Below are 22,828 nucleotides of genomic sequence, written 5' to 3'. Positions count from 1 at the left end.
CCAACGATCGAAGCAATCGATACGACCTAACGCACATGATGGCCGACGCGAGTGAGCGGATTGCTCGCCGCGACCAGCATCGATAGCGACACAACGACCCGCAAACAGCCGCGAATATCCGCGTTCGCCTGAGCATCGCTCAATGGATCGTCACGGCCGCCTCTGCTTGGGGTCGCGCAGCCGTCTCAGCACGCGGCAGCCGCCGACGATGATTGCAAAGAAGAATGATTTGTATTTAATATTACAGTTCTTCAGGCCTTTTTAAAAAATTGGCCTGCTGTGCGATCCCGTGCGCCCAGCTCCGCCCAACACCTTCTCATGCCCCTACCCCGCAGGCGCCTTGCAGTGCAGCGCCTGCGCATGCCTGGAGCGTGGTCGAGGCCAAGGGCTGCCTTGCGCGAACGGGCGCGCATTGTCTGCTCCACATTTCGAGTCGCAACTTCCTCTCCGCCGAGCCACCGCCAGGCCAAAGCCTTGCTTCTTCATCTTTGAGACCTTCCATGACTCCCAGGATTTCCCCGCTCACCTCGGCCGTGTTGTTGACGCTGTCCGCTCCTGCCCTCGCTCAGCCTGGTGATGCGCCAGCGCCTCCAGGCGCAGTCGATCTGGACGCCATCCGGGTGCAGCAGGAGCGCGCGCAGAAGCCGTCCTCGTCCAAGTACACCGAGGTCTTGCGCGACACGCCACAGACGATCACCGTGGTCAGCAAGCAGACCATGGACCAGCAGAACCTGCTGTCGCTGCGCGATGTGCTCAGCACGCTGCCGGGCATCACCTTCGGCGCGGGCGAAGGCGGCGGCGGTTATGGCGACAGCATCAACCTGCGCGGCTTCACCGCCAGCAGCGACATCACCACCGATGGCGTGCGCGACAGCGCGCAGTACAGCCGCAGCGACACCTTCAACCTGGAAGCGGTGGAGCTGATCAACGGCGCCAACTCGGCCATGTCCGGCGCCGGTTCGGTCGGCGGCAACATCAATCTGGTCACCAAGACCGCCGGCCAGGGCGACTTCACCAACCTCGTGGTCGGTGGCGGCAGCGACCGCTACGGCCGGCTGACCGCCGACAGCAATTACGATTTCGAAAACGGCACCGCCGTGCGCCTGAACGCGATGGGCCACACCCAGGACGTGCCGGGCCGCGATGAGGAATTCCGTCATCGCTGGGGCTTCGCGCCGTCGGTGGCGTTCGGGCTGGGCTCGGAGACGCGCTTTACGCTGAGCTACCTGCATCAGCACGACAACAACCTGCCACAGTTCGGAGTGCCGTTCGCGCTCGGTCCGTTCAACGATGGCCCGCTGCCTGGCGTGGACCCGCAGACCTTCTTCGGCTACCGCAACACCTCGCGTCAGGAAATCGACGTGGACATGCTCACCGGCGTGCTGGAAATGGACTTCGCCGACACCGTCAAACTGCGCAGCCTGGCGCGCGTGCAGCGGGTGGACCAGACCACCGACACCACCGCGCTGCAGGGCAGCTGGTGCCTGCCCAACGGCACCGACCCGTATACCGGGCGCGCCTGCGCCGGCCAGCCGCCGGCTACCTGGAATCCCAACAGCGGCCCGCGCGGGCTGGTGCGCGAAACCGAAAACTTCATCGCGCATAGCCAGACCGACCTGACCGCCACCCTGCACACCGGCGCCGTCGAGCACCGCGTGGTGGCCGGCGTGGCCTTCAGCAAGGAAGACTTCGAACTCAATAGCGGCACCGCCTTCCGCAATGCCGATGGTTCCAGCACCGGCATCACCTACCCGCTGCAGTCCTTCGACAATCCGTACAACATCTGGGCCGGCCCGCAGAACTATTTCCGTACCGCCCGAAGCAAGGGCAGCCTGACCAATCAGGCGGTGTATCTGTTCGATACGCTGCAGTTCAACGAGCAGTGGATGCTCAACCTGGGCGGCCGCTACGAGCACAACGAAGGCGACAGCACCACCTATACCGTCAATGCCGCCGGCAATGTCACCGGCGTTGCCGCAGGCTTTCCGGCCGGCAACGAAGAAGACCTGTTTTCCTACCGCGCCGGCCTGGTGTTCAAACCGGTGGAAAATGCCAGCCTGTATCTGTCCTACGCCAACAGCAAGACGCCGTCCAAAGCATCGGTCAACGGCTCGTGCACACCGATCGCCACCGCGACCGCAGGCGCCAATTGCAATGTGGCACCGGAAACCGCAGTCAACATCGAGCTGGGCGGCAAGTGGGACGTGCTGGACCAGCGTCTGGCGCTGACCGCCGCGCTGTTCCGCAACGAACGCGAAAACTACAAGGTCAACAGCGGCGATCCGCTGATTCCCGAGCAGGTGCTGGACGGCAAGGCGCGAGTGGACGGCATCGCGCTCGGTGCAGCCGGTTACCTGACCGAACGCTGGTCGATCTTTGCCAACTACACCTTCCTGGACAGCGAGGTGCTGCAGAGCGTTGCCAACCGTACCGAACGTCTCAGCGGCGACCCGGTGGCCGGACGCGACCTGGTGCAGACCCCACGCAACGCCGGCAATCTCTGGACCACCTACACGCTCAACCAGTGGACCTTCGGCTACGGCGTCACCTACCAGGGTGGCTTCTATGCCAATAACGCCTCGGCGGCCGCGTATATCAAGACCGACGACTACTGGGTCCACCGCGCGATGGTCGGCCTGCGCGTCAACGACCGGCTCAGCCTGCAGTTGAACGTCAACAACCTGTTCGACGAGGAGTACTACACCAGTATCCGCAACAACCTCACCGTCAACGCGGCCGGCACTGTCACCGCCGGCAACGGTTGGGCGATTCCGGGCGAAGGGCGCTCGGCGGTGCTGAGCGCCACGTTGAGTTTCTGATCTGCTGACAGGCCGTCCGCACACTGCGGGCGGCGCGGAGACCTCGCCATGTTGCTGCCCATTCCCGATGTTCTTGACCCCACACAGCTCATCGAGCTGCGCGCGCGGCTGGACGCGGCCGACTGGGCGGACGGCCGCATCACCGCCGGTCATCAATCCGCGCAGGCCAAGGACAACGCACAACTGCCCGAAGACAGCACCACTGCACGCGAGGCCAGCGCCCTGGTGCTGGAAGCGCTGTCGCGCAGCAGCACGTTCTTTTCGGCGGTGTTGCCGCGGCGTATCTATCCGCCGCTATTCAATCGTTACAGCGGCGGGCAATCGTTCGGGTATCACGTCGACAATGCGATTCGCTACGACCGCAGTCGCGGCGGCGCAGACCCTGTGCGCACCGACGTCTCGGCCACGCTGTTTCTCAGCGACCCGGACAGCTACGACGGCGGCGAACTGGTGATCGAGGACACCTACGGCACGCAGTCGGTGAAACTGCCGGCCGGGCATCTGGTGATCTATCCCGGCACCAGCCTGCATCGGGTGATGCCGGTGACGCGCGGCGCCCGCGTGGCGTGTTTCTTCTGGACCCAAAGCATGCTGCGCGACGCCGCGCAGCGTCGCCTGTTGTTCGAGCTGGATGTGTCCATCCGACGGCTTACCCAGGACACCCCCGGCCATCCGTCGCTGATCCAGCTCACCGGCGTGTATCACAACCTGTTGCGGCAATGGGCCGATGTCTGAGCCCGCACTGGACACTGCGCAACTGATCGATCTGCTGCGCACGCAACCCGAGCAAGCGGTCGTGCTGCTGCGCAAGGCCGCTGCCCGCCAGGAGGTGGCTGCGCAGCTGCTGCTCGCGCAGATATACGCCGAAGGTCGCGGCGTCGCCGCCGATCCGGCCCTGGCGATGCTGTGGTACGAAGTCGCCGCCAATGCCGGGCATCCGGACGCGATGAATCAGCTGGGCCGTTGCCACGAACTGGGCTTCGGCACCGCATGCAACACCGTATTGGCCGCGCTGTGGTATCGCCGCGCCGCCGCACATGGCCTGGATTGGGGGATGTACAACCTTGCGCATCTCTACGGCTCCGGGCGCGGCGTGGCGCAGGACCACGCGCAGGCGTTGGCGCTGTATCGCATGGCTGCCGAGTGCGGGCACGCCAAATCGATGAACTTTCTGGCGCGCTATCTCGATCAGGGCCTGGCCTGCGAGGCCGATTCGATCGCTGCACGCCACTGGTATCACCGCTCTGCCGAAGCAGGCGATTTTCGCGGCCAGGCCAGTTACGCCACCTTGCTGGCAGATACGGGCGAGCTCGATGACGCCGAGCGATGGATGCGGCGCGCGATCGCAGGCGGACATGCCGGCTTTCTGCAACAGCTCACGTCACTGCTGGCCAGTGCGACGCAGCCACGCCTGCGTGCATTGCTGCGCGAGGTCGCCGAACGACAATCGCAACTGCAGCGATCCACCGCAGCGCATGCGGCCTGAGCGCGACATGTCGACCTCCAACGACGCCATCGCCACCTCCCAGCAACGTCGCGGTTTCTGGCTGCGTATGCTGCATCAATGGCATTGGATCAGTTCGGCACTGTGCCTGATCGGCATGCTGCTGTTTACGGTCACCGGGCTGACCTTGAATCACGCCGCACGCATCGAAGCCAGCCCCTCGACCGAACACCGCACGCTGACGCTGCCGCCGGCACTGCTCAAGTCCCTGGGCACCCGCCAAGACGGCAATGCTCCGCTGCCGCCACGCGTGGCGCAGTGGCTGGGACGCGAGCTGGATATCAGCATCGGCATGCGCGCGGGCGAATGGTCCCCCGATGAGGTCTACGTTGCGCTGCCGCGCCCTGGCGGCGATGCCTGGTTGAGCCTGGACCGCAGCACCGGCGCGATCGAGTACGAACGTACCGGGCGCGGCGCCATCGCCTATCTCAACGATCTGCACAAGGGCCGCAACGCCGGGCCGGCCTGGGGCTGGTTCATCGACGTGTTCGCCGTCGCCTGCCTGGTGTTCTGCATCACCGGGCTGTTCCTGCTGCACCTGCATGCGCGCCAGCGCCGCATGACCTGGCCGCTGGTCGGCCTGGGTCTGTTGATTCCATTGCTGCTTGCCCTGCTGTTGATCCACTGACTTTCCCTACCGGAGACGATCATGCGCGCCACCCTGACCATCGCCCTGAGTGGCCTGCTCGCCATGCCGGCGTATGCGGCCACGCTCGACATCAACGTCGAAATCCCCAAGCTCAACGTCGCCGAATATCACCGCCCGTATGTGGCGATCTGGCTGGAAGGTGCGGACCAGAAGGTGGCCGCCAATCTGGCGGTCTGGTACCAATCCAGGGACACCGCCGAAGGCCACGGCACCAAGTGGTTGCCCGACCTGCGTCAGTGGTGGCGCAAGAGCGGGCGCACGCTGGAGGTGCCGGTCGACGGCGTCACCGGCCCCACCCGCCCGGCGGGCGCGCATGCGCTGGCGTTCTCCGATACCAAGGGTGCGTTGAAGTCGCTGCCGGCCGGCCAGTACACGCTGGTGGTGGAGGCTGCCCGCGAAGTCGGGGGCCGCGAGTTGGTCAAGCTGCCTTTCACCTGGCCGGCGACGGCTGCGCAAACCGCCAAGGCCAGCGGCAGCAGCGAACTTGGTGCTGTCAGCCTGGTTGCCAAACCCTGAGCGTTGCGCTGTTGTTGGAAACCGCACATCGCGTGCACTGCAAGTCACCGCGCACGCACGCATTTCATCGCGTTGGCAAAGACCTATCGCCTCCCACGCATCCACGCAGCGCTACACCCTGCGCTGATCAGACACGTGACCCACCGTCCTCATCGTCCTTCAAGGAGTTGCCATGAAACCTTCGCTCGTCCTGATCGCCATGCTCGCCGCCCTGCCGGTCAGTGCCCTCGCCCACAAGGCGTGGCTGCTGCCCTCGCAGACCGTCATCGCCGGTGAAGCGCCGTGGATCACCGTGGATGCGGCAGTGTCCAACGACCTGTTCTATTTCAATCATGTGCCGCTGCGCCTGGACAACCTGAGCATCACCGCGCCCGATGGCAGCGCGCTCAAGCCGGAAAATACGGCCACCGGCAAGTACCGCAGCGTCTTCGACCTTCAACTCAGCCAGCCCGGCACCTACAAGCTCAGCATCGTCAACGCCGGCCTGTTCGCCAGCTGGAAGGAAGACGGCAAGCCCAAGCGCTGGCGCGGCGACGCAACCCGTTTTGCCACCGAAGTGCCGAAGAACGCGCAGGACTTGCAGGTCTCGCAGTCCTTCAATCGCGTGGAAACCTTCGTCACCCGCGGTGCGCCGACCACCACCGTCTTCAAGCCCAGCGGCAAGGGCATCGAGTTGATTCCGGTGACCCATCCCAACGATCTGGTCGCCGGCGAAGCGGCGCAGTTCACGCTGCAGCTGGATGGCAAACCAGCAGCCGGCCTGGAGATCGAGATCGTACGCGGCGGCACCCGCTATCGCGATGCGCAGAACGAGATCAAGCTCACCACCGACGCCAAGGGTGGCTTCAGCGTGACCTGGCCGGAGCCGGGCATGTACTGGCTGGAAACCACCACCGAAGACAAGAAAACCTCGCTGCCGCAGGCCAAGCAGCGCCGTCTGGGCTATGTCGCCACGCTGGAAGTACTGCCGCAATAATCTGCCTATATAGGGCAGGCATGCGCATATCGTGCATCCTGCTGCCCCGCTTTTATAAGATCCATCCATGCCTGCATCGTTCTCCGCCGACCACGCCATCGCCACTCTCGGCGGCCGCAGCATGGGCACCACCTGGAGCGTGAAGTTGGTGGCTCCACGCGGACGCGAGCTGCATCCCTTGCATGCCTGCATCCAGACCGCATTGGATCGCGTGGTCGCGCAGATGAGCACCTGGGAAGCGGCATCTGACATCAGCCGCTACAACCGTGCGCCGGCCGGTAGCTGGCACACCCTGGCGGAAGACTTCCACGCGGTGCTGAGCGCCGCACTGGACATCGCACGGGCCAGCAATGGCGCCTTCGATCCCACCGTCGGCCCGATGGTCGAGCTGTGGGGTTTCGGCGCCGCAGGCGGGCCGCAACGGGTACCGTCGCCCGAGCAGATCGCGCTGGCCAGCCTGCGCTGCGGGTGGCAGCGCCTGGTTCTGGAGGGCATGCGCGTGCTGCAGCCGGGCGCCGTGGCATTGGATCTATCCGGCATTGCAAAAGGGTTCGGTGTGGACTGCGTCCATCGCGCGCTCGTGCAGGCCGATATCCACAGCGCATTGATCGAGGTCGGCGGGGAACTGTTGGGGTATGGGCGCAAGCCCGATGGCAGCGCATGGCGCGTACTGGTCGAATCCGCGCCCGACGAAGACGCCGGTGCCGAGCTGCCGGCGCGCGTCCTTGCCTTGGACGGCTTGGCGGTCGCTACCTCCGGCGACCGCTGGCACCGCTTCGATGCCAACGCTACGCGGTATGCGCACACCGTCGATCCTCGCACCGGAGCGCCGGTACCGCACGCACCCGCAGCAGTCACCGTACTCGCACGCCAAGCTATGCATGCCGATGCCTGGGCCACCGCGATGACCGTGCTCGGCATCGACGCCGGGCTTGCCTATGCACGCGATGCAGCGCTAGCGGTGCGATTTCTGCTGCGCAAGGACGGCGCCTTGCACGAATCGATGAGCCCTGCATTCGAGCACCATCTGGCGACGCCGTGAGCACCGGCACGCCCCGCGTATGGCTTGGCAACGGCTTGATGCTGCTTGCGCTGGCAGCGCTTGCCGGATGGCTGGGCGGCCTGCATGACGGCACTTGGTGGAGTGCGCCGACGCCGCATCGCTGGCAGTTTGCTGCGCTCGGCGTGGCGCTCTACGCAGCGTTATGCGTGGCTGTCGTGTGGCGCACGCACGAGCGCTTCAGCGCGCAACGCGCAGACCGTCGAGGCGTACTGATTGCCTGGGCAAGCCAGACCGGGTTTGCGCGCGAACTGGCCGAACGCAGCGTGGTCGCGCTGCAATCGGCCGGTATCGGCGCATACGCGCTGCCACTGGAGGCCGTCGATACCGATCAACTCACACATGTGCCGCGGCTGCTGTGCATCGTCAGCACCACCGGCGAAGGCGATGCGCCCGATCATGCGCAAGCGATCGAGCGTGACTGGCTTGCCGGCGACACCCAGGATCTTGCCGCTGTGCAGTACGCAGTGCTGGCGTTGGGCGACCGTCGCTACGCCCAATTTTGCGCCTTCGGGCGCCGCATCGACGCTCGTCTGCAGGCATGTGGCGCCACCCGCCTGTTCGCGCGTATCGAGGTCGATAACGCAGACCCGGACGCCCTGCAGCAATGGCAACGCAGGCTGACGGAGCTGGTGCCTGCGCTTGCGATGCAATCCGACTGGAGCCTCCCGACCTACACCGCCTGGCAACTGCGCGAACGTATCCACGTCAACCCCGGCAGCGCAGGTGCGCCGATTTATCGACTGCGCCTGGCACCGTGCGATGCCCCATTGCCGCAGTGGAGTGCTGGCGATATCGCCGAGATCGCACCGCAAAATGCACCGCACGCGGTGGAGTCCTGGCTGCAGCGCAACCAACGCGATGGCGCACAGCGCATCGACGGCCGCACGCTACGCGAATGGCTCAGCTGCGCGCAACTGCCCGCCGATGCCCAGGTCGCCATCGCGGTGGGTGCCAACCCCAGTCACGACACCGGCAACGATGCCGAAGTGCACATCGGCCAAGCCACCGGGCCAGTCACAGGCATTGAAACAGCGACAGCTACAGGCAAAACATCGCCACTGGACACAGACGCATGGGTCCGACGCCTGGTCACCCTCCCCCATCGCGACTACTCGCTTGCCTCCACTCCCGACGAAGGCCACGCCGAACTGCTGGTGCGCGAGCACCGGCATGCCGACGGCAGTCTTGGCTTGGGCAGTGGCTGGCTCTGCGTCCATGCACCCATCGGTACGCCCATCGCGCTGCGACTGCGCAGCAACCCCGGCTTCCATCCCCCCAGCCCTCACCGGCCGATGCTGCTGATCGGCAACGGCACCGGCATCGCCGGCCTGCGCGCCCATCTGCGCGCACGTATCGCAGCCGGTGCGCGTCGCAACTGGCTGCTGTTCGGCGAACGCAATGCCGCACACGACGCGCTCTACGCCGACGAGCTGCAGCAGTGGCAACGCGATGGATGGATCGAACGCCTGGATCTGGTGTACTCGCGCGATCAACAACAGTCGCCGCGCTACGTTCAACACGCACTGGCTGCAGCCGCCGACCACTTGCGACTGTGGGTCGATCAAGGCACCTGCATCTACGTCTGCGGCAGCCTGCGCGGCATGGCACCCGAAGTCGACCAGACGCTGGATTCCATTCTCGGCGCCGATCTCAGACAAGCGCTGTTGCGCACAGGACGCTATCGCCGCGACGTGTATTGAAAGTGGCGAGCACTGCCCATCAACCGAGTATCCCTCGATGTCCTGATGTCCTGGACCACAAGTAGCGTTGGTTGACGCTTGGAGTGGCTAATAAAACGTCAAAAGCCTGGTTGATCGAGTGCGCGGCGCCCTCACCGCTCGCGGGACACGCCGTGAACCCTCCCCTGGAGGCTCGGTGGCGGCATCCATGCCGCCACACGGTCCCGCAATCGGTGAGGACACCGCATCAGTCAGTTGATCGGTTGCTTTATTGAAGACCATGCACACCAACCATCTCAACTGGTCCTTGCCCGCCCACCGTCGCGGGACCTTACGCGGCATGGATGCCGCGTAAGAGCTTACAAGGACGTACTTGCAGCGTGTCCTGCGATGGTGGGCGGGCAAGGGCCATGCAGCCAAGCCACAGATCAACGACCTTGCTGCCAAACCGCAACTCAGACGCTCCGCAATAGACCGGCGTAAAGTAGTTTGGTAAGCCGCTCTTAAACCAGAATTCGATCAATACGCGGACGCTGCGTGATCGCGCGACCGGCAAATAATAGCGGCTAACAACACGTAACAAGCAGTCGTCAGATGGGTGTGGACGACGCGCTCAGAACCGCAGCGTACGAGTGGCACATGCAGATTCCGAGCACCGGCCGCGCCCGCCTGGCGGCTGCGTAGTAGTTTTGTTCGCCGCTCTAAACCGGACTCACCCGGATCGCCAACAACTCGCCACCGCCATCGAGCACATAGCGCGTGCGCGTGGAGGCGCTCAGCCAGGCCGTATCTCCGGCTACCAACGGTGGCAAGCCGCTATCGCGCCCGAAACTGGCCTGACCGGCGAGCAGATGCAGCGCCCAGGCGCTGCCGGGATCTGCGAAGAACAGCATGGTGCCGACCAGCGGCCGATGCAGCAGCTCAGCCTGCAGCACATCGCGTCGCCACATCAGGTTGAAGTCCTGGGTGGGACCATCCAGCAGTGTGGCGCTCACCGTTTCTTCGCCGGCAAATCGAACTCGTTGGTAGGGCGGCAGCAGATCGCAGCTGCGATCACTGATGCCGGGAGCAGCGATACCGCCATCGGCGCTGGCGTCATGGCCGCCGCGGTCGGCGCCGCGGTCGTTACTACTGACGCCATCGTTTTTACTGCCAGCGCCACCGCCAGCATCGCCAAACTGCAGCCGCATGCCATTGCCATGCAACAGCACCAGCTCGCGATCGATGCCCGGGAATGCAGAAAATGCCGCGTCCTGTTCAATCTCGGCGATCGACAAGCGCAACGCCCATGCATCGGCATCGCCGAGACGCAGGATCTCGCGCGTCCAGCCCAATTGATTGCGCCATCGCTCGCGCCGGTAGTCGGTGGCCGGAATCACCCGGCTGCTCAGGTCTGTCAGCTGCATTGGCGCATTGTGCCCCACGCCTTGCGCTCGGACCGTCATGTTGCGCCTCACCTTTGGAGCCGGAACTGACGCTTCAGGATGACTGACGTCTCATGCGACTGGCGCTTTCCCGCAGTCGCCTCCGCTGTCGTGCGCTCGCAACGCACGCGCGTCCAAACGAAAAACGCCCGGCTGCACATCCAAGTGCAACACCGGGCGATTCCACATCCTTGTCGGCTTCCAGCCATCCCCCAGACGTCCTGTCCAGTTAGGTTGCGGCCACGCATCCTCGCGTCGAACCGTATCTCGGATCCCTTCCCGTTAACGCCGCCCCACCGGTTTCACCGCCGCCCCCTTGGCAGCCTTCTTGGCAGGAGCCATCGTGGCTCCCACTTCGATCAGGTCACGATTCCGTTCGACCGTCTTGAGTCCGATGCCCTTGACCAGTGCCAGTTCCTCGGCACTTTTGAAGGGACCGTTTGCCTGACGGTGCTCGACGATTGCCTCGGCTTTTGATCGCCCGACATTCGTCAGCACCTTGTCCAATTCCTCAGCAGACGCGGTGTTGATATCGACCTTGTCGAGCGCATACGCGTTCGAGGACAACAGCAACGCCAGTAGCAGGGACTTCAGGACTACGGTAAATGACTTCATTGCAACGCTCCTTGTGGCTTGGGTGATGGTCCTAGCCAGCATTCCTGCCGGCGGAGCCAGTGTCCCGCGCCACATGCAGCAATCCTATCGCCAGCAAACTTTTCACACAGCAGGTGAACTGCGCGCCGCTCTGTAGGGAAATACCTACCCCCTGGGGCGGGCGTAGAATGTTTCATTACGTCACGCATTCGGAGCCTTCATGGACAGCGTCAAGATCGACCAATTCATCAGCGATACCTGGGACCGCGAGATCGTCCCCCAGCTGGTCGATTACATCCGTATCCCCAACAAGTCGCCGATGTTCGACGCCGATTGGGTGGCCCATGGCTATATGGAGCAGGCCGTCACCCTGATGGAAACCTGGGCGCGCGCCCAGGCCATCGAGGGGATGCAGGTCGAGGTGGTGCGCCTGGACGGCCGCACGCCGCTGATCTTCATCGAGATCCCGGCCACCGGCGCGGAGTCGGGCGACGACACCGTGCTGCTGTACGGCCACCTGGACAAACAGCCGGAGATGACCGGCTGGGACGCCGATCTGGGCCCCTGGGAGCCGGTGCTGCGCGACGACAAGCTCTACGGTCGCGGCGGTGCGGACGACGGCTATGCGATTTTCGGCTCGCTGGCGGCGGTGATGGCGCTGCGCACCCAGAATCTGCCGCATGCGCGCTGCGTGGTGCTGATCGAAGCCTGCGAAGAATCCGGTAGCTACGACCTGCCCGCCTATGTGGACCATCTGGCCGAACGCATCGGCAAGCCATCGCTGGTGGTGTGCCTGGACTCGGGCTGCGGCAACTATGAGCAGTTGTGGTGCACCACCTCACTGCGTGGGCTGACCGGTGGCAACCTGAGCGTGAAGGTGCTGGAGGAAGGCGTGCATTCTGGCGATGCCTCCGGTGTGGTGCCGTCCAGCTTCCGGCTGCTGCGGCAATTGTTGTCTCGGATCGAAGACGAGGCCACGGGCCGCATCCTGCTGGAAGGCCTGCATGTGAACGTGCCGGCCGAGCGGCTGATCCAGGCCAAGGCAGCAGCGGCGACGCTGGATACCGCCATCTTCGACAAATTCCCGATGGTCGATGGCCTGGTGCCGATGCATGACGACCTCACCGAGCTGGTGTTGAACCGCACTTGGCGCCCGGCGCTGTCGATCACCGGCGTGGACGGCATGCCGCCGCTGGCCTCGGCCGGCAATGTGCTGCGTCCGCAGACCGCAGTGAAGCTGTCGCTGCGGCTGCCGCCCACTGCCGACGGCAAGGCCTGCGGCGAGCTGCTGAAAGACGCCTTGCTGCGCGACCCGCCCAACGGCGCGCAGGTGACGCTGGAGCTGGAAAAGGCCTCCTCCGGCTGGAATGCGCCGGCGATGGCGCCGTGGCTGGAAAAAGCCATCGACGATGCCAGCCTGGCGTTCTTCGACAAACCGGCGATGTATATGGGCGAAGGCGGCTCGATTCCGTTCATGGGCATGCTGGGCGAGAAGTTCCCCGGCGCGCAGTTCATGATTACCGGCGTGCTCGGCCCGCATTCCAATGCGCACGGCCCCAACGAGTTCCTGCACATCCCGATGGGCAAGCGGGTGACCGCCTGCGTGTCCAAGGTGCTCGCCGAGCATCACGCTGCCTGTCTGCGTGGCGAGACCAGCGGCTCGCCGGTGGCCGCCGACAGCGGTACCCGACATGGCGGGCATGGTTGCTGCTGAGTCGCGCTGGTGTCGGTACGCCGTTCGGCGCATGCCGGGCGGCCCACACCGGCACTGCGATCAGACTGCAGCGCAAGCTAGCTGTATCCCGAACGCCAGTGTGGCCAACACCGCTGCACATAGGGGTGCAGCAGCCGCGAGTGCTAGTCTGCCGATCCCATTTGCCTCAGTGCCTGCGATGAACAATCTCTTCGGTAGCGAAAGCTGGCTTTACATCATCCTGGTCGGTTTCGTGGTCGGGCTGTTGGCCCGCTTCATCACGCCCGGCACGCAACGCCTGGGCTGCCTGTTGACCATCGTGCTGGGCATCGCCGGTGCAGTGGTCGCCAGCTGGTTCGGCCGCTACATGGGCTGGTACCACGCCGGGCAACCGGCCGGTTTCCTGGGCGCGCTGCTTGGCGCAATTGCCATCCTCGCGCTGCTGCGGCTGTCCAGCGGCAGCAAGCGTTGATCGCCTGCTCGCCGTTCTGATGCTGCACCCCATCTCCCTACGCACCGTCGACCGATGACCTCATCGTTGCCTTCCGATACCACGCGCGAAGCGCTGCGCCTGCAGTGGGCGCAGCACGCCCTCAACGATGCGCAGGCAACACTGCAACGCGCGTCTGTCGATGCAGGGTTTCGCAGTTATTGGCGCACCCATGGGTGCGGTGTGGATCGCATCCTGATGGATGCGCCACCGGACCTGGAGAACGTTGCGCCGTGGTTGCGTATGCACGCGCTGCTGAGCGAGCACGGCGTGCGGGTGCCGCAGGTGCTTGCACAGGACCTGGAAACGGGTTTTCTGCTGTTGGAAGACCTCGGCGTGCCGACGCTGGCGCAGGTCCTGACCGATGCCAATGCCGACGCGTTGCTGGACGGTGCGATCGACCAGTTGCTGTTGCTGCAGCGCATTCCTCCGCCTGCCGATAGCGGCATGTTCGGCGAGGCGCTGTTGCAGCGCGATGCCGGCCTGTTCGAAGAATGGTTTCTCGGTCGCCATCTTGGCCTGCAACTGGACTGCGCGCACGCCGAACAACTGCAACTGGTGCAGCGCCGCTTGATGGACAACGCACTGGCGCAGCCGCGCGTGTTCACCCATCGCGATTTCATGCCACGCAACCTGATGCCGGTGCGCGATGGGCCGGCGGTTTTGGATTTCCAGGACTGCGTGATCGGCCCGATCGGCTACGACCCGGTCAGTCTGTTCAAGGACACCTCGGTGAGCTGGCCGCTGGCACGGGTGGATGCTTGGCTGGAGCGCTATCACGCCCGTGCCGCAGCAGCCGGATTGCCGGTACCGCCGCTGGCGCAGTTTCTACGCGATGCGGACTGGATGGGCGTGCAGCGGCACCTGAAGAATCTCGGCATTTTCTCGCGGCTGAGCCATCGCGATGGCAAGCATTGGTATCTGGATAACGTGCCACGCTTCATTGCCTATCTGGATGAGGTGTTGCCACGCTATGCCGAACTGGCACCGTTGACCCACTTGCTGGATGACCTGGTCAAACCTGCCTTGACGGCGCGCGCCATGCAGGCCGGTGCATGAAGGCGCTGATCTTCGCGGCCGGGTTTGGCGAGCGCATGCGTCCGTTGACCGAACGCACGCCCAAGCCATTGTTGTCGGTCGGCGGCACGCCGCTGATCGTCTGGCATCTGCGCAAGCTGGCCGCACTGGGTGTGGACGAGGTGGTCATCAACACCTCGTGGTTGGCCGAGCAGTTTCCGCAGGTGCTGGGGGATGGCAATGCGTTCGGGCTGCGGCTGACCTATTCCTTCGAGGGCGCCACGCCGCTGGAAACCGGCGGCGGCATGCTGCATGCGCTGCCGTTGCTGGGCGATGCGCCGTTCTTGCTGGTCAACGGCGATATCTGGACCGATTTTGACTTCGCGCGTCTTTGCGACGCGCCATCAGGTCTGGCGCAGCTGGTGCTGGTCGATCCACCTGCGTATGCGGCGCGTGCGGATTTTGTATTGGAGGCAGATGGCAAGGTGCGCGCCGATCTGCCCGCAACCCACACTTACGCCGGCATCGGCATGTATCGGCCTGCGCTGCTGCGCGATTGGCAATCGGTGATAGGCCAGCTGCCAGAGCAGCACCGCACGCCGCCGCGATTTGCGCTGGCGCCGATCCTGCGCGCGCAGATGGCCGCCGGCTTGATCGATGGTGTCCACCACCCAGGGCGCTGGACCGATGTCGGCACGCCGCAGCGGTTGGCGGAACTGGATGCACAATTGCTGCGCGACCGCGATTGATCGCAACCATGCTGCTGCAACGCCCGCAATCAAGAGTGGTCAACAAGACCTCTCGAAGTCTGTCTCGATGACAGCGAAGTGTTGGCCACTCGCCTTCGTTGACCAGTCGCGCGATGTCGGGAATGACAGTGAGATCGCTCGGATCGAAAAGAGCTGATCACCGTGGTTCATCGGACCACCGCGCGGAATGGAGGCCGCCACCGGTCCCGCAAACGGTGAGGACATCGCACCTAGCAACCTGGTCGCGCTGATGCAAACCACAACCCCGGCCGCGCCCGCCTAGCGGGTGAGCACCGTCATGCTGTTAGCCGCTGCAAGCCCCGCGATCCTCCAGCACCCGCCGCAAGAACGGCACTGTGATGCGGCGCTTGGCGGCCAGCGATTCGCGATCCAGCCGATCCAGCAACGACACCAGTCCGGCCAGTTCGCGCTCGCTATGGATCAGCAGCCAATCGATTGCGGCTTCGTCCAACGCCAGTCCGCGCCGTTGCGCACGGTCACGCAGCACCGCAGCGCGCGCGGCGTCGTCGAGCACCGGCAGGCTGATACGGATGCACTGCGACAGCCGCGAACGCAGGTCCGGCAGCACCAATGCCAGCCCATCGGGCATCTGGCGCGCGGTATACAGCAGCGTGGTACCGGCAGCGCGTGCGCGGTTATGGAAATCGAACAGCGCCACCTCGTCCTCGCGCTGTCCGGCGATGCTGTCCACACCGTCCAGGGCAACCAGGCTGCGCCCTTCCAATGCTTCGAGCGCATCGCGCAGCCGGCCGGCGGCGGCCTGCAGCGGCAGATACGCCGGGGCGCGTCCGGCCTGCTCGGCCATCGCGCACAACGACAAGGCCAGATGCGTCTTGCCGGTACCGGCCGGGCCGGACAGATACAACCAGTCGCTCACCTGCCCGGCGGCCAGCGCCTGCAGTTGTGCAATCAGGCCGTCGGGGGCGGCGATGTAGCTATCGAAACGCTGATCGGGAGGCGAACGCAACGCCAGCGGCAACTGCGGAACGCTCACGACCGCTCTGCGTCCTTGCCGGCATCGACGATCGCCGCGCTGCGCTCATCATTGGACTGCAACACGATGCCGGAACGTTCGCCCGCATACAGATCGCTGCGGGTGTACTGCTCATGCGCGTAGCGCAGCAGCACGTTGGCCACCGCCGCCACCGGCAACGCCAGCAACATGCCCAGAAAGCCGAACAACTGCCCACCGGCCATCACTGCGAAGATCACCGCCACCGGATGCAGCCCGATCTTGTCGCCGACGATGCGCGGGGTCAGCACGTAGCTTTCCAGCAACTGGCCGACCGTAAACACCACCCCGACGCCGATCAGCAGCTTCAGATCCAGGCCCTGTGCCTGGACGACCGCCGCCAGCAAGGCGAGCACGATGCCGGTGGTCGCCCCCAGATACGGAATGAAGCTGATGAGGCCGGCAATGATCCCGATCAACAAGCCCAGATTGAGCCCGATGATGGACAGGCCGGTGGCATAGATCGCCCCCAACGCCAGCATCACCAGGAACTGACCGCGGATGAAGCCGCCGAGCACGTCGTTGGATTCCTGCGCCAGCCGGCTCACGGTGCCGATGTAGGCGCGCGGGATCACCGCCGCCACCCGCTCGACCAGGCGGTCCCAATCGCGCAGGAAATAGAACGCCAGGATCGGCAGCAGCGCCAGGTTGATGACCCAGGTGACCATCGCAAAGCCCGAGCGCTGCACGTACCCGAAGAAGGTCTTGGCGGCGCCGCCGGCCTGTTCCCAATGACTGCGGATCCAGTCGATCAGCCGCTCCGGGTCCAGCCAGCCCATCAGCTCCACACCGGTCTTGGCTTCCAGCCACGGGATGGCGGTACTGATCGCCCAGGTCCGCATCTGCGGCAACGCCTCGATCAAGGTCATGATCTGGCGCTCGATCATCGGCACCAGGATCATCAGCGCCAGCACGAACAGCAGCAGCGCCAGCACGAAGACCAGCGTCACCGCCATGTTGCGCGAACGCCCGGCACGCTCGATGCGATCCACCAGCGGGTCGCCCAGCCAGGCCAGCAACAGTGCCAGCACGAACGGCGTCAGGATCGGGGACAGCAGCGATACCACCCACAACACGCCGATAATCACCGCCACCCATTTCAGGCGGCGCAGGAACTGGGCAATCTCGGCTTCGGGAGTCAAAGTCATTTCAGGCGGTACTCGGCGTGCTCGTTATCGAGAATGATCGGGCCCTCGGTCGGTACCGACACCGGCACCAACGGGCTGTTGTCGCCGAGCATACGGTTGAGCCCGGAAATGCCCGTGAGCAGTTCCAGATCCATTTCCATGCGGTCGCCATTGGCGCTAACCGGGCGGATGCTGCGCACCACCGACACGCCCTGCAGCGCAGCCGACACCCGCAGGTAATCGTCGGCGCTGGCGAGTCCGGTAATCACCACGCGATAGACACCGGGCACACCCGAGTCCACCCGCTTGGCGTAGCGCTTGACCAGCGCATCGGCCGCACCGTCGGCGCCGGCAGCCATCGCGCGGCGCGCGTCGCCGTCGCTGCTGGTCCAGCTGGACAGCACATTGCCGTTGTCGACGAACACCCAATCGGCGGTCCAGCCGGCATCGTTACGGTAGAGTTTGCCGATCAACTGCATCGGCGGGCTGTACTTGGCCGACGCGCGCGACACCGCAGCGGTGTCCTTGCGCCAGATCGCGCCAGCCAGCGCCTGCTCGGCGGCCGCACCGCCCGGCAGACCGAGCCGGTAGCCGCGCTCGATGGCCCGGTCCAGGACGCTGCGCGCGGCATTGGCCTGCGCCACCCCGACCAGGCGCGGGCCGCTGCCATCGTCGATGGCCAGCCACAACACCGGCTTGGGACGCGGCAGCGGCCACACCGGCAGGCCCAATGCGGCGATCAGGCCGTCCACATCCGATTGCCGGAAGCGCGCGACCAGCGTGGTGCGGAAGGTCGGCGCACCCGTACGCGAGGTGCCTTGATCCTGGCGGTAATCGTAGTTTTCGACGTAGCTGGGCGCATTGCGCAGCGCCTGCGACACCCCCGGACGGCTCATCACGCTGCGATCGCCGGAGACCTTGCCCAGCACCGCACCCAGCGCGCGCGCCAGGGCGCCGGGGCGATCGGACTCGCCCTGGCTGTTGACCGGCACCTCGGCATCGTAGGCACTTTGCGCCTTGGCGACATCGCCTTCGGTGCGCAGATCGGCCTGCGCGAAGGCCGGCAGGACAGGCACGGCGACCACCAGGGCGAGAAAGAAAGCGAGACTGCAGCGCATCGACGGTTCCATGACTTAAGCGTATCCGGGTGAATTGTTGCCCGAATGGGGCGCCAGCGCCAACGTGGCTGCTAAAATCGCCGCCTTTACTGCCGAGCCCCCCGCCCGTGACCAGCCCAACGCCTTCCACCCCCTCGCCCATGACCTACCGTGAGGCAGGTGTCGACATCGATGCCGGCAATGCATTGGTCGAACGCATCAAGCCGCTGGTCAAGCGCAGCTTCCGGCCGGAGGTAATGGGCGGCCTGGGCGGTTTTGGTGCGCTGTTCGATCTGTCGGGCAAGTACAAGGAGCCGGTGCTGGTGTCCGGCACCGACGGCGTGGGCACCAAGCTCAAGCTGGCGCAGCAGCTGGGCCGGCACGACACCATCGGCATCGACCTGGTCGGCATGTGTGTCAACGACGTCCTGGTGCAGGGCGCCGAGCCGCTGTTCTTTCTCGACTACTTCGCCACCGGCAAGCTGGATGTGGACACCGCTGCAGCGGTGGTCGGCGGCATCGCGCGCGGCTGCGAACTGTCCGGTTGCGCCCTGATCGGCGGCGAAACCGCCGAGATGCCCGACATGTATCCGCCGGGCGAGTACGACCTGGCCGGCTTCACCGTCGGCGCAGTGGAAAAATCGCAGCTGCTGGATGGCGCGCAGGTGCGCGCAGGCGACGTGCTGATCGGCATCGCCTCGTCCGGACCGCATTCCAACGGCTACTCGCTGATCCGCAAGATCTACGAACGCGCCGGGGCCCCGGCGGAATTGGTGCTGGAGGACGGCGTCAAGCTGATCGACGCGCTGATGGCGCCGACCGCGCTGTACGTCAAGCCGATCCTGGCGCTGCTCAAATCGCATGGCGACACCATCCACGCCATGGCGCACATCACTGGCGGCGGCCTGACCGAAAACATCATCCGCGTGATTCCCGACGGCCTGGGTCTGGACATCGACGCCAAGGCCTGGACGTTGCCGCCGGTGTTTGCCTGGCTACAGCGCGAAGGCGCGGTGGCCGATGTGGAAATGTGGCGCACCTTCAACTGCGGCATCGGCTTCGTGCTGATCGCCGCGCCCGAACAGGCTGCCGCGCTGGAGCAGGCGCTGGGTGCCCAGTCGCTGGCGCATTGGCGCATCGGCCAGGTGGTGCCGGCGCAGGGCGACGAGCGCGTGCGGATCGGCTGACCAGTCCGCCAAGGAGACCTGCATGGACGCTTCCCCACTCGCTACAACCGCAGCGGCCAGTGCCGAAGACCTGCAGCAGCTCAAGCTGCTGTCGATCTTCCATTACGTGCTGGCCGGCATCACCGCGCTCTTTTCCCTGTTTCCGCTGGTGCATCTGTTCCTGGGCATCGCCATGGTCACCGGCCACATGCCGACCCAAGCCAGCGGTTCCGGGACGTCGCAGATGGACGAGCGGCTGTTCGGCTGGTTCTTCGTGGTGTTCGCAGGCGTGTTCATTGTCTGCGGCATGACGCTGGCAGGCTTCATGGTCTATGCCGGCCGCTGTATCGCCCAACGCAGGCGGCATCTGCTGTGCCTGATCGTGGCTGGCATTTCCTGCTCCTTCATGCCATTCGGCACCGTCGTCGGCGTCTTTACGCTGGTGGTGCTGCTGCGCCCGCAGGTCAAGGCGTTGTTCGCTCCCACCGCCACCGCAGCATGACCTCGATTGCCCCATGACAGCAGCGAATCCCACCGAATGAGCCTGCGCCTGGCCGTCCTGGCCTCCGGTCGCGGCAGCAACCTGCAGGCCATTCTCGATGCCGTTGCCAGCGGCCGGCTGCAGGCCGAGGTGGTCGGGGTGTTTTCCGATCGCCCGCAGGCGTCAGCCTTGCAGAAGGTGGACCAGGCGCGGCGCTGGAGCGCCAGCCCGCGCGCGTTCGCCGACCGCGCAGCCTTCGATGCCGCGCTGGGCGATGCGATCGCCGCCGCGCAGCCGGACTGGGTGGTCTGCGCCGGCTACATGCGCATCCTGGGCGAGCCGCTGGTGCGACGCTTTGCCGGGCGCATGCTCAATATTCATCCTTCGCTGCTACCCAAGTACCGTGGCCTGCATACCCATGCCCGCGCACTGGACGCCGGCGATACCGAACATGGCGCCAGCGTGCATCTGGTGGTGCCGGAGCTGGACGCCGGCACGGTGATCGCGCAGGCGCGCGTGCCGGTGCTGCCCAACGACACGGCCGACCAGCTGGCCGCACGCGTCCTGGCACGCGAGCATCCGCTGCTGCTGGCCACGCTGGAGCTGCTCTGCAGTGGACGCCTCGCGGTGCAGGGCGACACGGTCCACCTCGACGGTCAGTGCCTGTTTACGCCACTGCGTCTAGAGTCCGCTGACACCGCACTCGCCTGAATGCGGATACGCCTCCCTCATCCTGCCTCGGACATCCTTGCGGCCCCCGTGCCTCGATCTCAGCGCATGAACGTCATCCCGATCGCCACCGCGCTATTGACCACTGCCCTACTCGCTCAAGCAGGTACCGGCCGTGCGCAACAGGCTCCTGTCGTGCCTGCGCCAGCGGCTTCGGCTCCTGCTCCGGTTGCAGCGCCGCCGGCGGCGCCGGCATCTGCAGCTGCCCTGCCTGCAAGTACCTGGACGCCACCGCCGCTGCAGCCCTTCGTGGCGACCTATCAGGCGTTCTATCGCGGCAAGGAAGCGGGCGATGCCACCATGCAGGTCAGTCAGGGCGACGGCACTCAATGGCGCATCGACATGTCGGTCCGCGGCCGCAAAGGGTTTGCCAGCATCCTGGGCCTGAACCTGGAACAGAGCACGGTATTCCGCGTCGATGGCGACACCTACGTGCCATTGAGCCAGAGCACCGTGCGCAAGGCGATGTTCTTCGGCAAGAAGGTCACCGGCGTCTACAACTGGCAGGCCGGCACTGCGCAGTGGGACGGCGACCTGAAGAAGGAACGCCTGCAACCGATTCCGCTGCAGCGTGGCGACCAGAGCGCGCTGTCGCTGAATCTGTCGCTGATGCGCGACGCGCAACCCGGACGCAGCCTGAGCTATCGCTACGTCGATGTCGGCCGGGTGCGCCAATACGATTACCGCGCCGCAGACGCCACCGAGGTGGTGCAGGTGGGCGACCTGAGCTACGACGCGCTGCGCGTGTATCGGGTCAACAGCGGCGACAACGAAACCATCCTGTGGATTGCCAACGGCGTTCCCACGCCGGTGCGCATCCTGCAACGTGACAAAGGTGAGGATCAGGTCGATCTGCGCCTGGTCGAATACCAAGGAGCCTGAGCCATGAACACCGTTTCCCGTACGTTTTCGCTGATTGCCGCCGCCGCATTGACGGCGGCCAGCCTGCCTGCCTTTGCCATGCAGCCGTTCCAGGCCGACTATTCGGCCAACTACATGGGCATGCAGGCCAACGGCACCATGACCCTGGCCGCGGCCGGCGCCAATGAATGGCGTTACACGCTGACCATCCAGAACCAGCTGGCCAACCTGACCCAGAGCACCGTGTTCGAGGAGAACAACGGCCGTCTGCGTCCGGTCAGCAGCAACGACACCTCGTCGATGATGGTCAAGCGCCGCAATATCACCGCCAATTACGACTGGAAAACCAACCAGGCGACCTGGGGCGGCGACATCAAGCCGGACCGCCGTGGCCCGGTGACGTTGCAGCCGGGCGACATGGATGCGCTGCTGATCAACCTGGCGATCACCCGCGACCTGGCCGCCGGCAAGCCGCTGAACTACCGCATGGTCGACGAAGGCCGCATCAAGCCGATGACCTACAAGGTGGTCGGCAAGGAAACCATCACCGTCAACGGCAAGCAGGAACAGGCGACCAAGGTGTCGCGCGTGGACGGCGACAAGGAACTGATCGCCTGGGTGGTCAAGGACCTGCCGGTGCCAGCGCGTCTGCTGCAGAAAGAAAAGGGCCAGGACACGCTGGACCTGACCATCAAGGCGCTGCGCTGAGCGCGCCGAACCTTCGACCAACGGCTTGATTGCCACCGTAGTTCCGGTCGTGAAGTTGTTTAGTGCACTCAAACGCTTACTGAGTCGAGGGCGCGGTGCCCTCACTGCTCGCCTGACACGCCGTGAACCCGTCCCTGGGGGCTCGGTGGCGGCATCCCTGCCGCCACACGGTCCCGCACTCGGTGAGGACACCGCACCAGAGAGTTAATCGGTTGCTTTCTTACAAGCAGAGTTAACCGGTTGCTTTATTACAAGCTTGGCCGTTGATCGGCTTGCGTTGGAAAGATGACAAAAAGCGCCGTTATCCGAACGCGGATCTCGTGCCTTGCTTACACCATGCAAAACGACCATCTCGACGGGTCCTTGCCCGCCCACCGTCGCGGGACCTTACGCGGCATGGATGCCGCGTAAGAGCCTTATCTGTTCGGATTCTGGCAGTTTAGGTGTCGAGAG

Annotated in this window: 22 protein-coding genes and 1 other RNA gene; 17 read left to right on the top strand and 6 right to left on the bottom strand. The window is 65.0% G+C overall.

Features of this window, described 5'->3' with window-relative positions:
- The first annotated feature begins 500 nt into the window (after nt 1–500).
- The 8 genes from GGR62_RS16300 to GGR62_RS16265 all read left to right on the top strand — a co-directional run bounded on the left by GGR62_RS16300 (nt 501) and on the right by GGR62_RS16265 (nt 9,227).
- Nucleotides 501–2,819: a TonB-dependent siderophore receptor gene (locus GGR62_RS16300; RefSeq protein ID WP_184408898.1), complete on the top strand. Its 2,319-nt coding sequence runs from the start codon at nt 501–503 to the stop codon at nt 2,817–2,819.
- Nucleotides 2,820–2,867: 48 nt separating this feature from the next.
- The gene (locus GGR62_RS16295) at nt 2,868–3,554 is read left to right on the top strand and encodes a Fe2+-dependent dioxygenase (RefSeq protein ID WP_184408897.1); all 687 of its coding nucleotides are present in this window, start codon (nt 2,868–2,870) and stop codon (nt 3,552–3,554) included.
- Nucleotides 3,547–4,305: a tetratricopeptide repeat protein gene (locus tag GGR62_RS16290; protein ID WP_184408896.1), complete on the top strand. Its 759-nt coding sequence runs from the start codon at nt 3,547–3,549 to the stop codon at nt 4,303–4,305. The genes GGR62_RS16295 and GGR62_RS16290 overlap by 8 nt, the downstream gene beginning before the upstream one ends.
- A 7-nt stretch (nt 4,306–4,312) precedes the next feature.
- On the top strand, nt 4,313–4,951 hold the full coding sequence (locus tag GGR62_RS16285) for a PepSY-associated TM helix domain-containing protein (protein WP_184408895.1): 639 nt from the start codon (nt 4,313–4,315) through the stop codon (nt 4,949–4,951).
- A gap of 21 nt (nt 4,952–4,972) precedes the next feature.
- Nucleotides 4,973–5,488, top strand: a complete 516-nt coding sequence (locus GGR62_RS16280) for a DUF2271 domain-containing protein (protein WP_184408894.1) — start codon at nt 4,973–4,975, stop codon at nt 5,486–5,488.
- A gap of 172 nt (nt 5,489–5,660) precedes the next feature.
- Entirely contained in the window at nt 5,661–6,464 is an 804-nt protein-coding gene (locus GGR62_RS16275) for a DUF4198 domain-containing protein (protein ID WP_184408893.1), read from the top strand.
- Between the two features lie 67 nt (nt 6,465–6,531).
- Nucleotides 6,532–7,506 carry an FAD:protein FMN transferase gene (locus tag GGR62_RS16270; protein ID WP_184408892.1) on the top strand — a complete coding sequence of 325 codons (975 nt, stop codon included), beginning with the start codon at nt 6,532–6,534 and terminating at the stop codon, nt 7,504–7,506.
- A complete protein-coding gene (locus GGR62_RS16265) occupies nt 7,503–9,227 on the top strand; it encodes a sulfite reductase subunit alpha (protein ID WP_184408891.1) in 1,725 nt (574 codons plus the stop codon). The genes GGR62_RS16270 and GGR62_RS16265 overlap by 4 nt, the downstream gene beginning before the upstream one ends.
- Before the next feature lie 543 nt (nt 9,228–9,770).
- Here the strand turns inward: GGR62_RS16265 and GGR62_RS16260 are convergent.
- The 3 genes from GGR62_RS16260 to GGR62_RS16250 form a co-directional block, all read right to left on the bottom strand.
- Nucleotides 9,771–9,847, bottom strand: a non-coding RNA gene (locus GGR62_RS16260) — sX9 sRNA.
- Between the two features lie 60 nt (nt 9,848–9,907).
- Entirely contained in the window at nt 9,908–10,612 is a 705-nt protein-coding gene (locus GGR62_RS16255; RefSeq protein WP_184408890.1) for a HutD family protein, read from the bottom strand.
- A gap of 300 nt (nt 10,613–10,912) precedes the next feature.
- Entirely contained in the window at nt 10,913–11,287 is a 375-nt protein-coding gene (locus GGR62_RS16250; RefSeq protein WP_006452365.1) for a helix-hairpin-helix domain-containing protein, read from the bottom strand.
- 157 nt (nt 11,288–11,444) lie between these two features.
- On the opposite strand from GGR62_RS16250, the gene GGR62_RS16245 reads away from it, so the two are divergent.
- The 4 genes from GGR62_RS16245 (at nt 11,445) to murU (ending at nt 15,173) form a co-directional block, all read left to right on the top strand.
- Complete coding sequence (locus GGR62_RS16245; RefSeq protein ID WP_184408889.1) at nt 11,445–12,938, top strand: M20 family metallopeptidase; 1,494 nt, start codon at nt 11,445–11,447, stop codon at nt 12,936–12,938.
- 178 nt (nt 12,939–13,116) lie between these two features.
- Complete coding sequence (locus GGR62_RS16240; RefSeq protein WP_184408888.1) at nt 13,117–13,389, top strand: GlsB/YeaQ/YmgE family stress response membrane protein; 273 nt, start codon at nt 13,117–13,119, stop codon at nt 13,387–13,389.
- 54 nt (nt 13,390–13,443) lie between these two features.
- Nucleotides 13,444–14,466 carry a phosphotransferase gene (locus tag GGR62_RS16235; RefSeq protein ID WP_184408887.1) on the top strand — a complete coding sequence of 341 codons (1,023 nt, stop codon included), beginning with the start codon at nt 13,444–13,446 and terminating at the stop codon, nt 14,464–14,466.
- Nucleotides 14,463–15,173 carry an N-acetylmuramate alpha-1-phosphate uridylyltransferase MurU gene (murU, locus tag GGR62_RS16230; protein WP_184408886.1) on the top strand — a complete coding sequence of 237 codons (711 nt, stop codon included), beginning with the start codon at nt 14,463–14,465 and terminating at the stop codon, nt 15,171–15,173. Before GGR62_RS16235 ends, murU begins: the two co-directional genes overlap by 4 nt.
- 304 nt (nt 15,174–15,477) lie before the next feature.
- Here murU and hda read toward each other — a convergent pair whose 3' ends face one another.
- Genes hda through GGR62_RS16215 form a run of 3 tightly spaced genes read right to left on the bottom strand, consistent with a single transcriptional unit; the run spans nt 15,478 to nt 18,463 of the window.
- Nucleotides 15,478–16,188: a DnaA regulatory inactivator Hda gene (gene hda, locus GGR62_RS16225; RefSeq protein ID WP_184408885.1), complete on the bottom strand. Its 711-nt coding sequence runs from the start codon at nt 16,186–16,188 to the stop codon at nt 15,478–15,480.
- Complete coding sequence (locus GGR62_RS16220) at nt 16,185–17,354, bottom strand: AI-2E family transporter (protein ID WP_184408884.1); 1,170 nt, start codon at nt 17,352–17,354, stop codon at nt 16,185–16,187. The genes hda and GGR62_RS16220 overlap by 4 nt, the downstream gene beginning before the upstream one ends.
- Nucleotides 17,351–18,463, bottom strand: a complete 1,113-nt coding sequence (locus tag GGR62_RS16215; protein ID WP_184408883.1) for a DUF2066 domain-containing protein — start codon at nt 18,461–18,463, stop codon at nt 17,351–17,353. The genes GGR62_RS16220 and GGR62_RS16215 overlap by 4 nt, the downstream gene beginning before the upstream one ends.
- A 128-nt stretch (nt 18,464–18,591) precedes the next feature.
- Between GGR62_RS16215 and purM the strand changes: the two genes are divergently transcribed.
- The 5 genes from purM (at nt 18,592) to GGR62_RS16190 (ending at nt 22,375) form a co-directional block, all read left to right on the top strand.
- On the top strand, nt 18,592–19,617 hold the full coding sequence (purM, locus tag GGR62_RS16210; RefSeq protein WP_184408882.1) for a phosphoribosylformylglycinamidine cyclo-ligase: 1,026 nt from the start codon (nt 18,592–18,594) through the stop codon (nt 19,615–19,617).
- A gap of 22 nt (nt 19,618–19,639) precedes the next feature.
- Complete coding sequence (locus GGR62_RS16205) at nt 19,640–20,098, top strand: hypothetical protein (RefSeq protein WP_184408881.1); 459 nt, start codon at nt 19,640–19,642, stop codon at nt 20,096–20,098.
- A gap of 36 nt (nt 20,099–20,134) precedes the next feature.
- Entirely contained in the window at nt 20,135–20,788 is a 654-nt protein-coding gene (gene purN / locus GGR62_RS16200) for a phosphoribosylglycinamide formyltransferase (RefSeq protein WP_184408880.1), read from the top strand.
- Between the two features lie 66 nt (nt 20,789–20,854).
- Entirely contained in the window at nt 20,855–21,688 is an 834-nt protein-coding gene (locus GGR62_RS16195) for a DUF3108 domain-containing protein (protein WP_184408879.1), read from the top strand.
- A 3-nt stretch (nt 21,689–21,691) separates the two neighbouring features.
- Nucleotides 21,692–22,375: a DUF3108 domain-containing protein gene (locus GGR62_RS16190; protein WP_184408878.1), complete on the top strand. Its 684-nt coding sequence runs from the start codon at nt 21,692–21,694 to the stop codon at nt 22,373–22,375.
- Nucleotides 22,376–22,828 lie beyond the last annotated feature (453 nt).

The organism is Xanthomonas sp. 3075 (assembly GCF_014197275.1).
GTDB lineage: Bacteria > Pseudomonadota > Gammaproteobacteria > Xanthomonadales > Xanthomonadaceae > Xanthomonas > Xanthomonas campestris_B.
This window is presented reverse-complemented; position numbering and strand designations above follow the sequence as displayed.

What these genes read in the sequence shown, in the direction of transcription:
- GGR62_RS16300 (WP_184408898.1), top strand. Translation starts at nt 501, where the DNA reads ATGACTCCCAGGATTTCCCCGCTCACCTCGGCCGTGTTGTTGACGCTG.
- GGR62_RS16295 (WP_184408897.1), top strand. Translation starts at nt 2,868, where the DNA reads ATGTTGCTGCCCATTCCCGATGTTCTTGACCCCACACAGCTCATCGAG.
- GGR62_RS16290 (WP_184408896.1), top strand. Translation starts at nt 3,547, where the DNA reads ATGTCTGAGCCCGCACTGGACACTGCGCAACTGATCGATCTGCTGCGC.
- GGR62_RS16285 (WP_184408895.1), top strand. Translation starts at nt 4,313, where the DNA reads ATGTCGACCTCCAACGACGCCATCGCCACCTCCCAGCAACGTCGCGGT.
- GGR62_RS16280 (WP_184408894.1), top strand. Translation starts at nt 4,973, where the DNA reads ATGCGCGCCACCCTGACCATCGCCCTGAGTGGCCTGCTCGCCATGCCG.
- GGR62_RS16275 (WP_184408893.1), top strand. Translation starts at nt 5,661, where the DNA reads ATGAAACCTTCGCTCGTCCTGATCGCCATGCTCGCCGCCCTGCCGGTC.
- GGR62_RS16270 (WP_184408892.1), top strand. Translation starts at nt 6,532, where the DNA reads ATGCCTGCATCGTTCTCCGCCGACCACGCCATCGCCACTCTCGGCGGC.
- GGR62_RS16255 (WP_184408890.1), bottom strand. Translation starts at nt 10,612, where the DNA reads ATGCAGCTGACAGACCTGAGCAGCCGGGTGATTCCGGCCACCGACTAC.
- GGR62_RS16250 (WP_006452365.1), bottom strand. Translation starts at nt 11,287, where the DNA reads ATGCTGGCTAGGACCATCACCCAAGCCACAAGGAGCGTTGCAATGAAG.
- GGR62_RS16245 (WP_184408889.1), top strand. Translation starts at nt 11,445, where the DNA reads ATGGACAGCGTCAAGATCGACCAATTCATCAGCGATACCTGGGACCGC.
- GGR62_RS16240 (WP_184408888.1), top strand. Translation starts at nt 13,117, where the DNA reads ATGAACAATCTCTTCGGTAGCGAAAGCTGGCTTTACATCATCCTGGTC.
- GGR62_RS16235 (WP_184408887.1), top strand. Translation starts at nt 13,444, where the DNA reads ATGACCTCATCGTTGCCTTCCGATACCACGCGCGAAGCGCTGCGCCTG.
- murU (WP_184408886.1), top strand. Translation starts at nt 14,463, where the DNA reads ATGAAGGCGCTGATCTTCGCGGCCGGGTTTGGCGAGCGCATGCGTCCG.
- GGR62_RS16220 (WP_184408884.1), bottom strand. Translation starts at nt 17,354, where the DNA reads ATGACTTTGACTCCCGAAGCCGAGATTGCCCAGTTCCTGCGCCGCCTG.
- GGR62_RS16215 (WP_184408883.1), bottom strand. Translation starts at nt 18,463, where the DNA reads ATGGAACCGTCGATGCGCTGCAGTCTCGCTTTCTTTCTCGCCCTGGTG.
- purM (WP_184408882.1), top strand. Translation starts at nt 18,592, where the DNA reads ATGACCTACCGTGAGGCAGGTGTCGACATCGATGCCGGCAATGCATTG.
- GGR62_RS16205 (WP_184408881.1), top strand. Translation starts at nt 19,640, where the DNA reads ATGGACGCTTCCCCACTCGCTACAACCGCAGCGGCCAGTGCCGAAGAC.
- purN (WP_184408880.1), top strand. Translation starts at nt 20,135, where the DNA reads ATGAGCCTGCGCCTGGCCGTCCTGGCCTCCGGTCGCGGCAGCAACCTG.
- GGR62_RS16195 (WP_184408879.1), top strand. Translation starts at nt 20,855, where the DNA reads ATGAACGTCATCCCGATCGCCACCGCGCTATTGACCACTGCCCTACTC.
- GGR62_RS16190 (WP_184408878.1), top strand. Translation starts at nt 21,692, where the DNA reads ATGAACACCGTTTCCCGTACGTTTTCGCTGATTGCCGCCGCCGCATTG.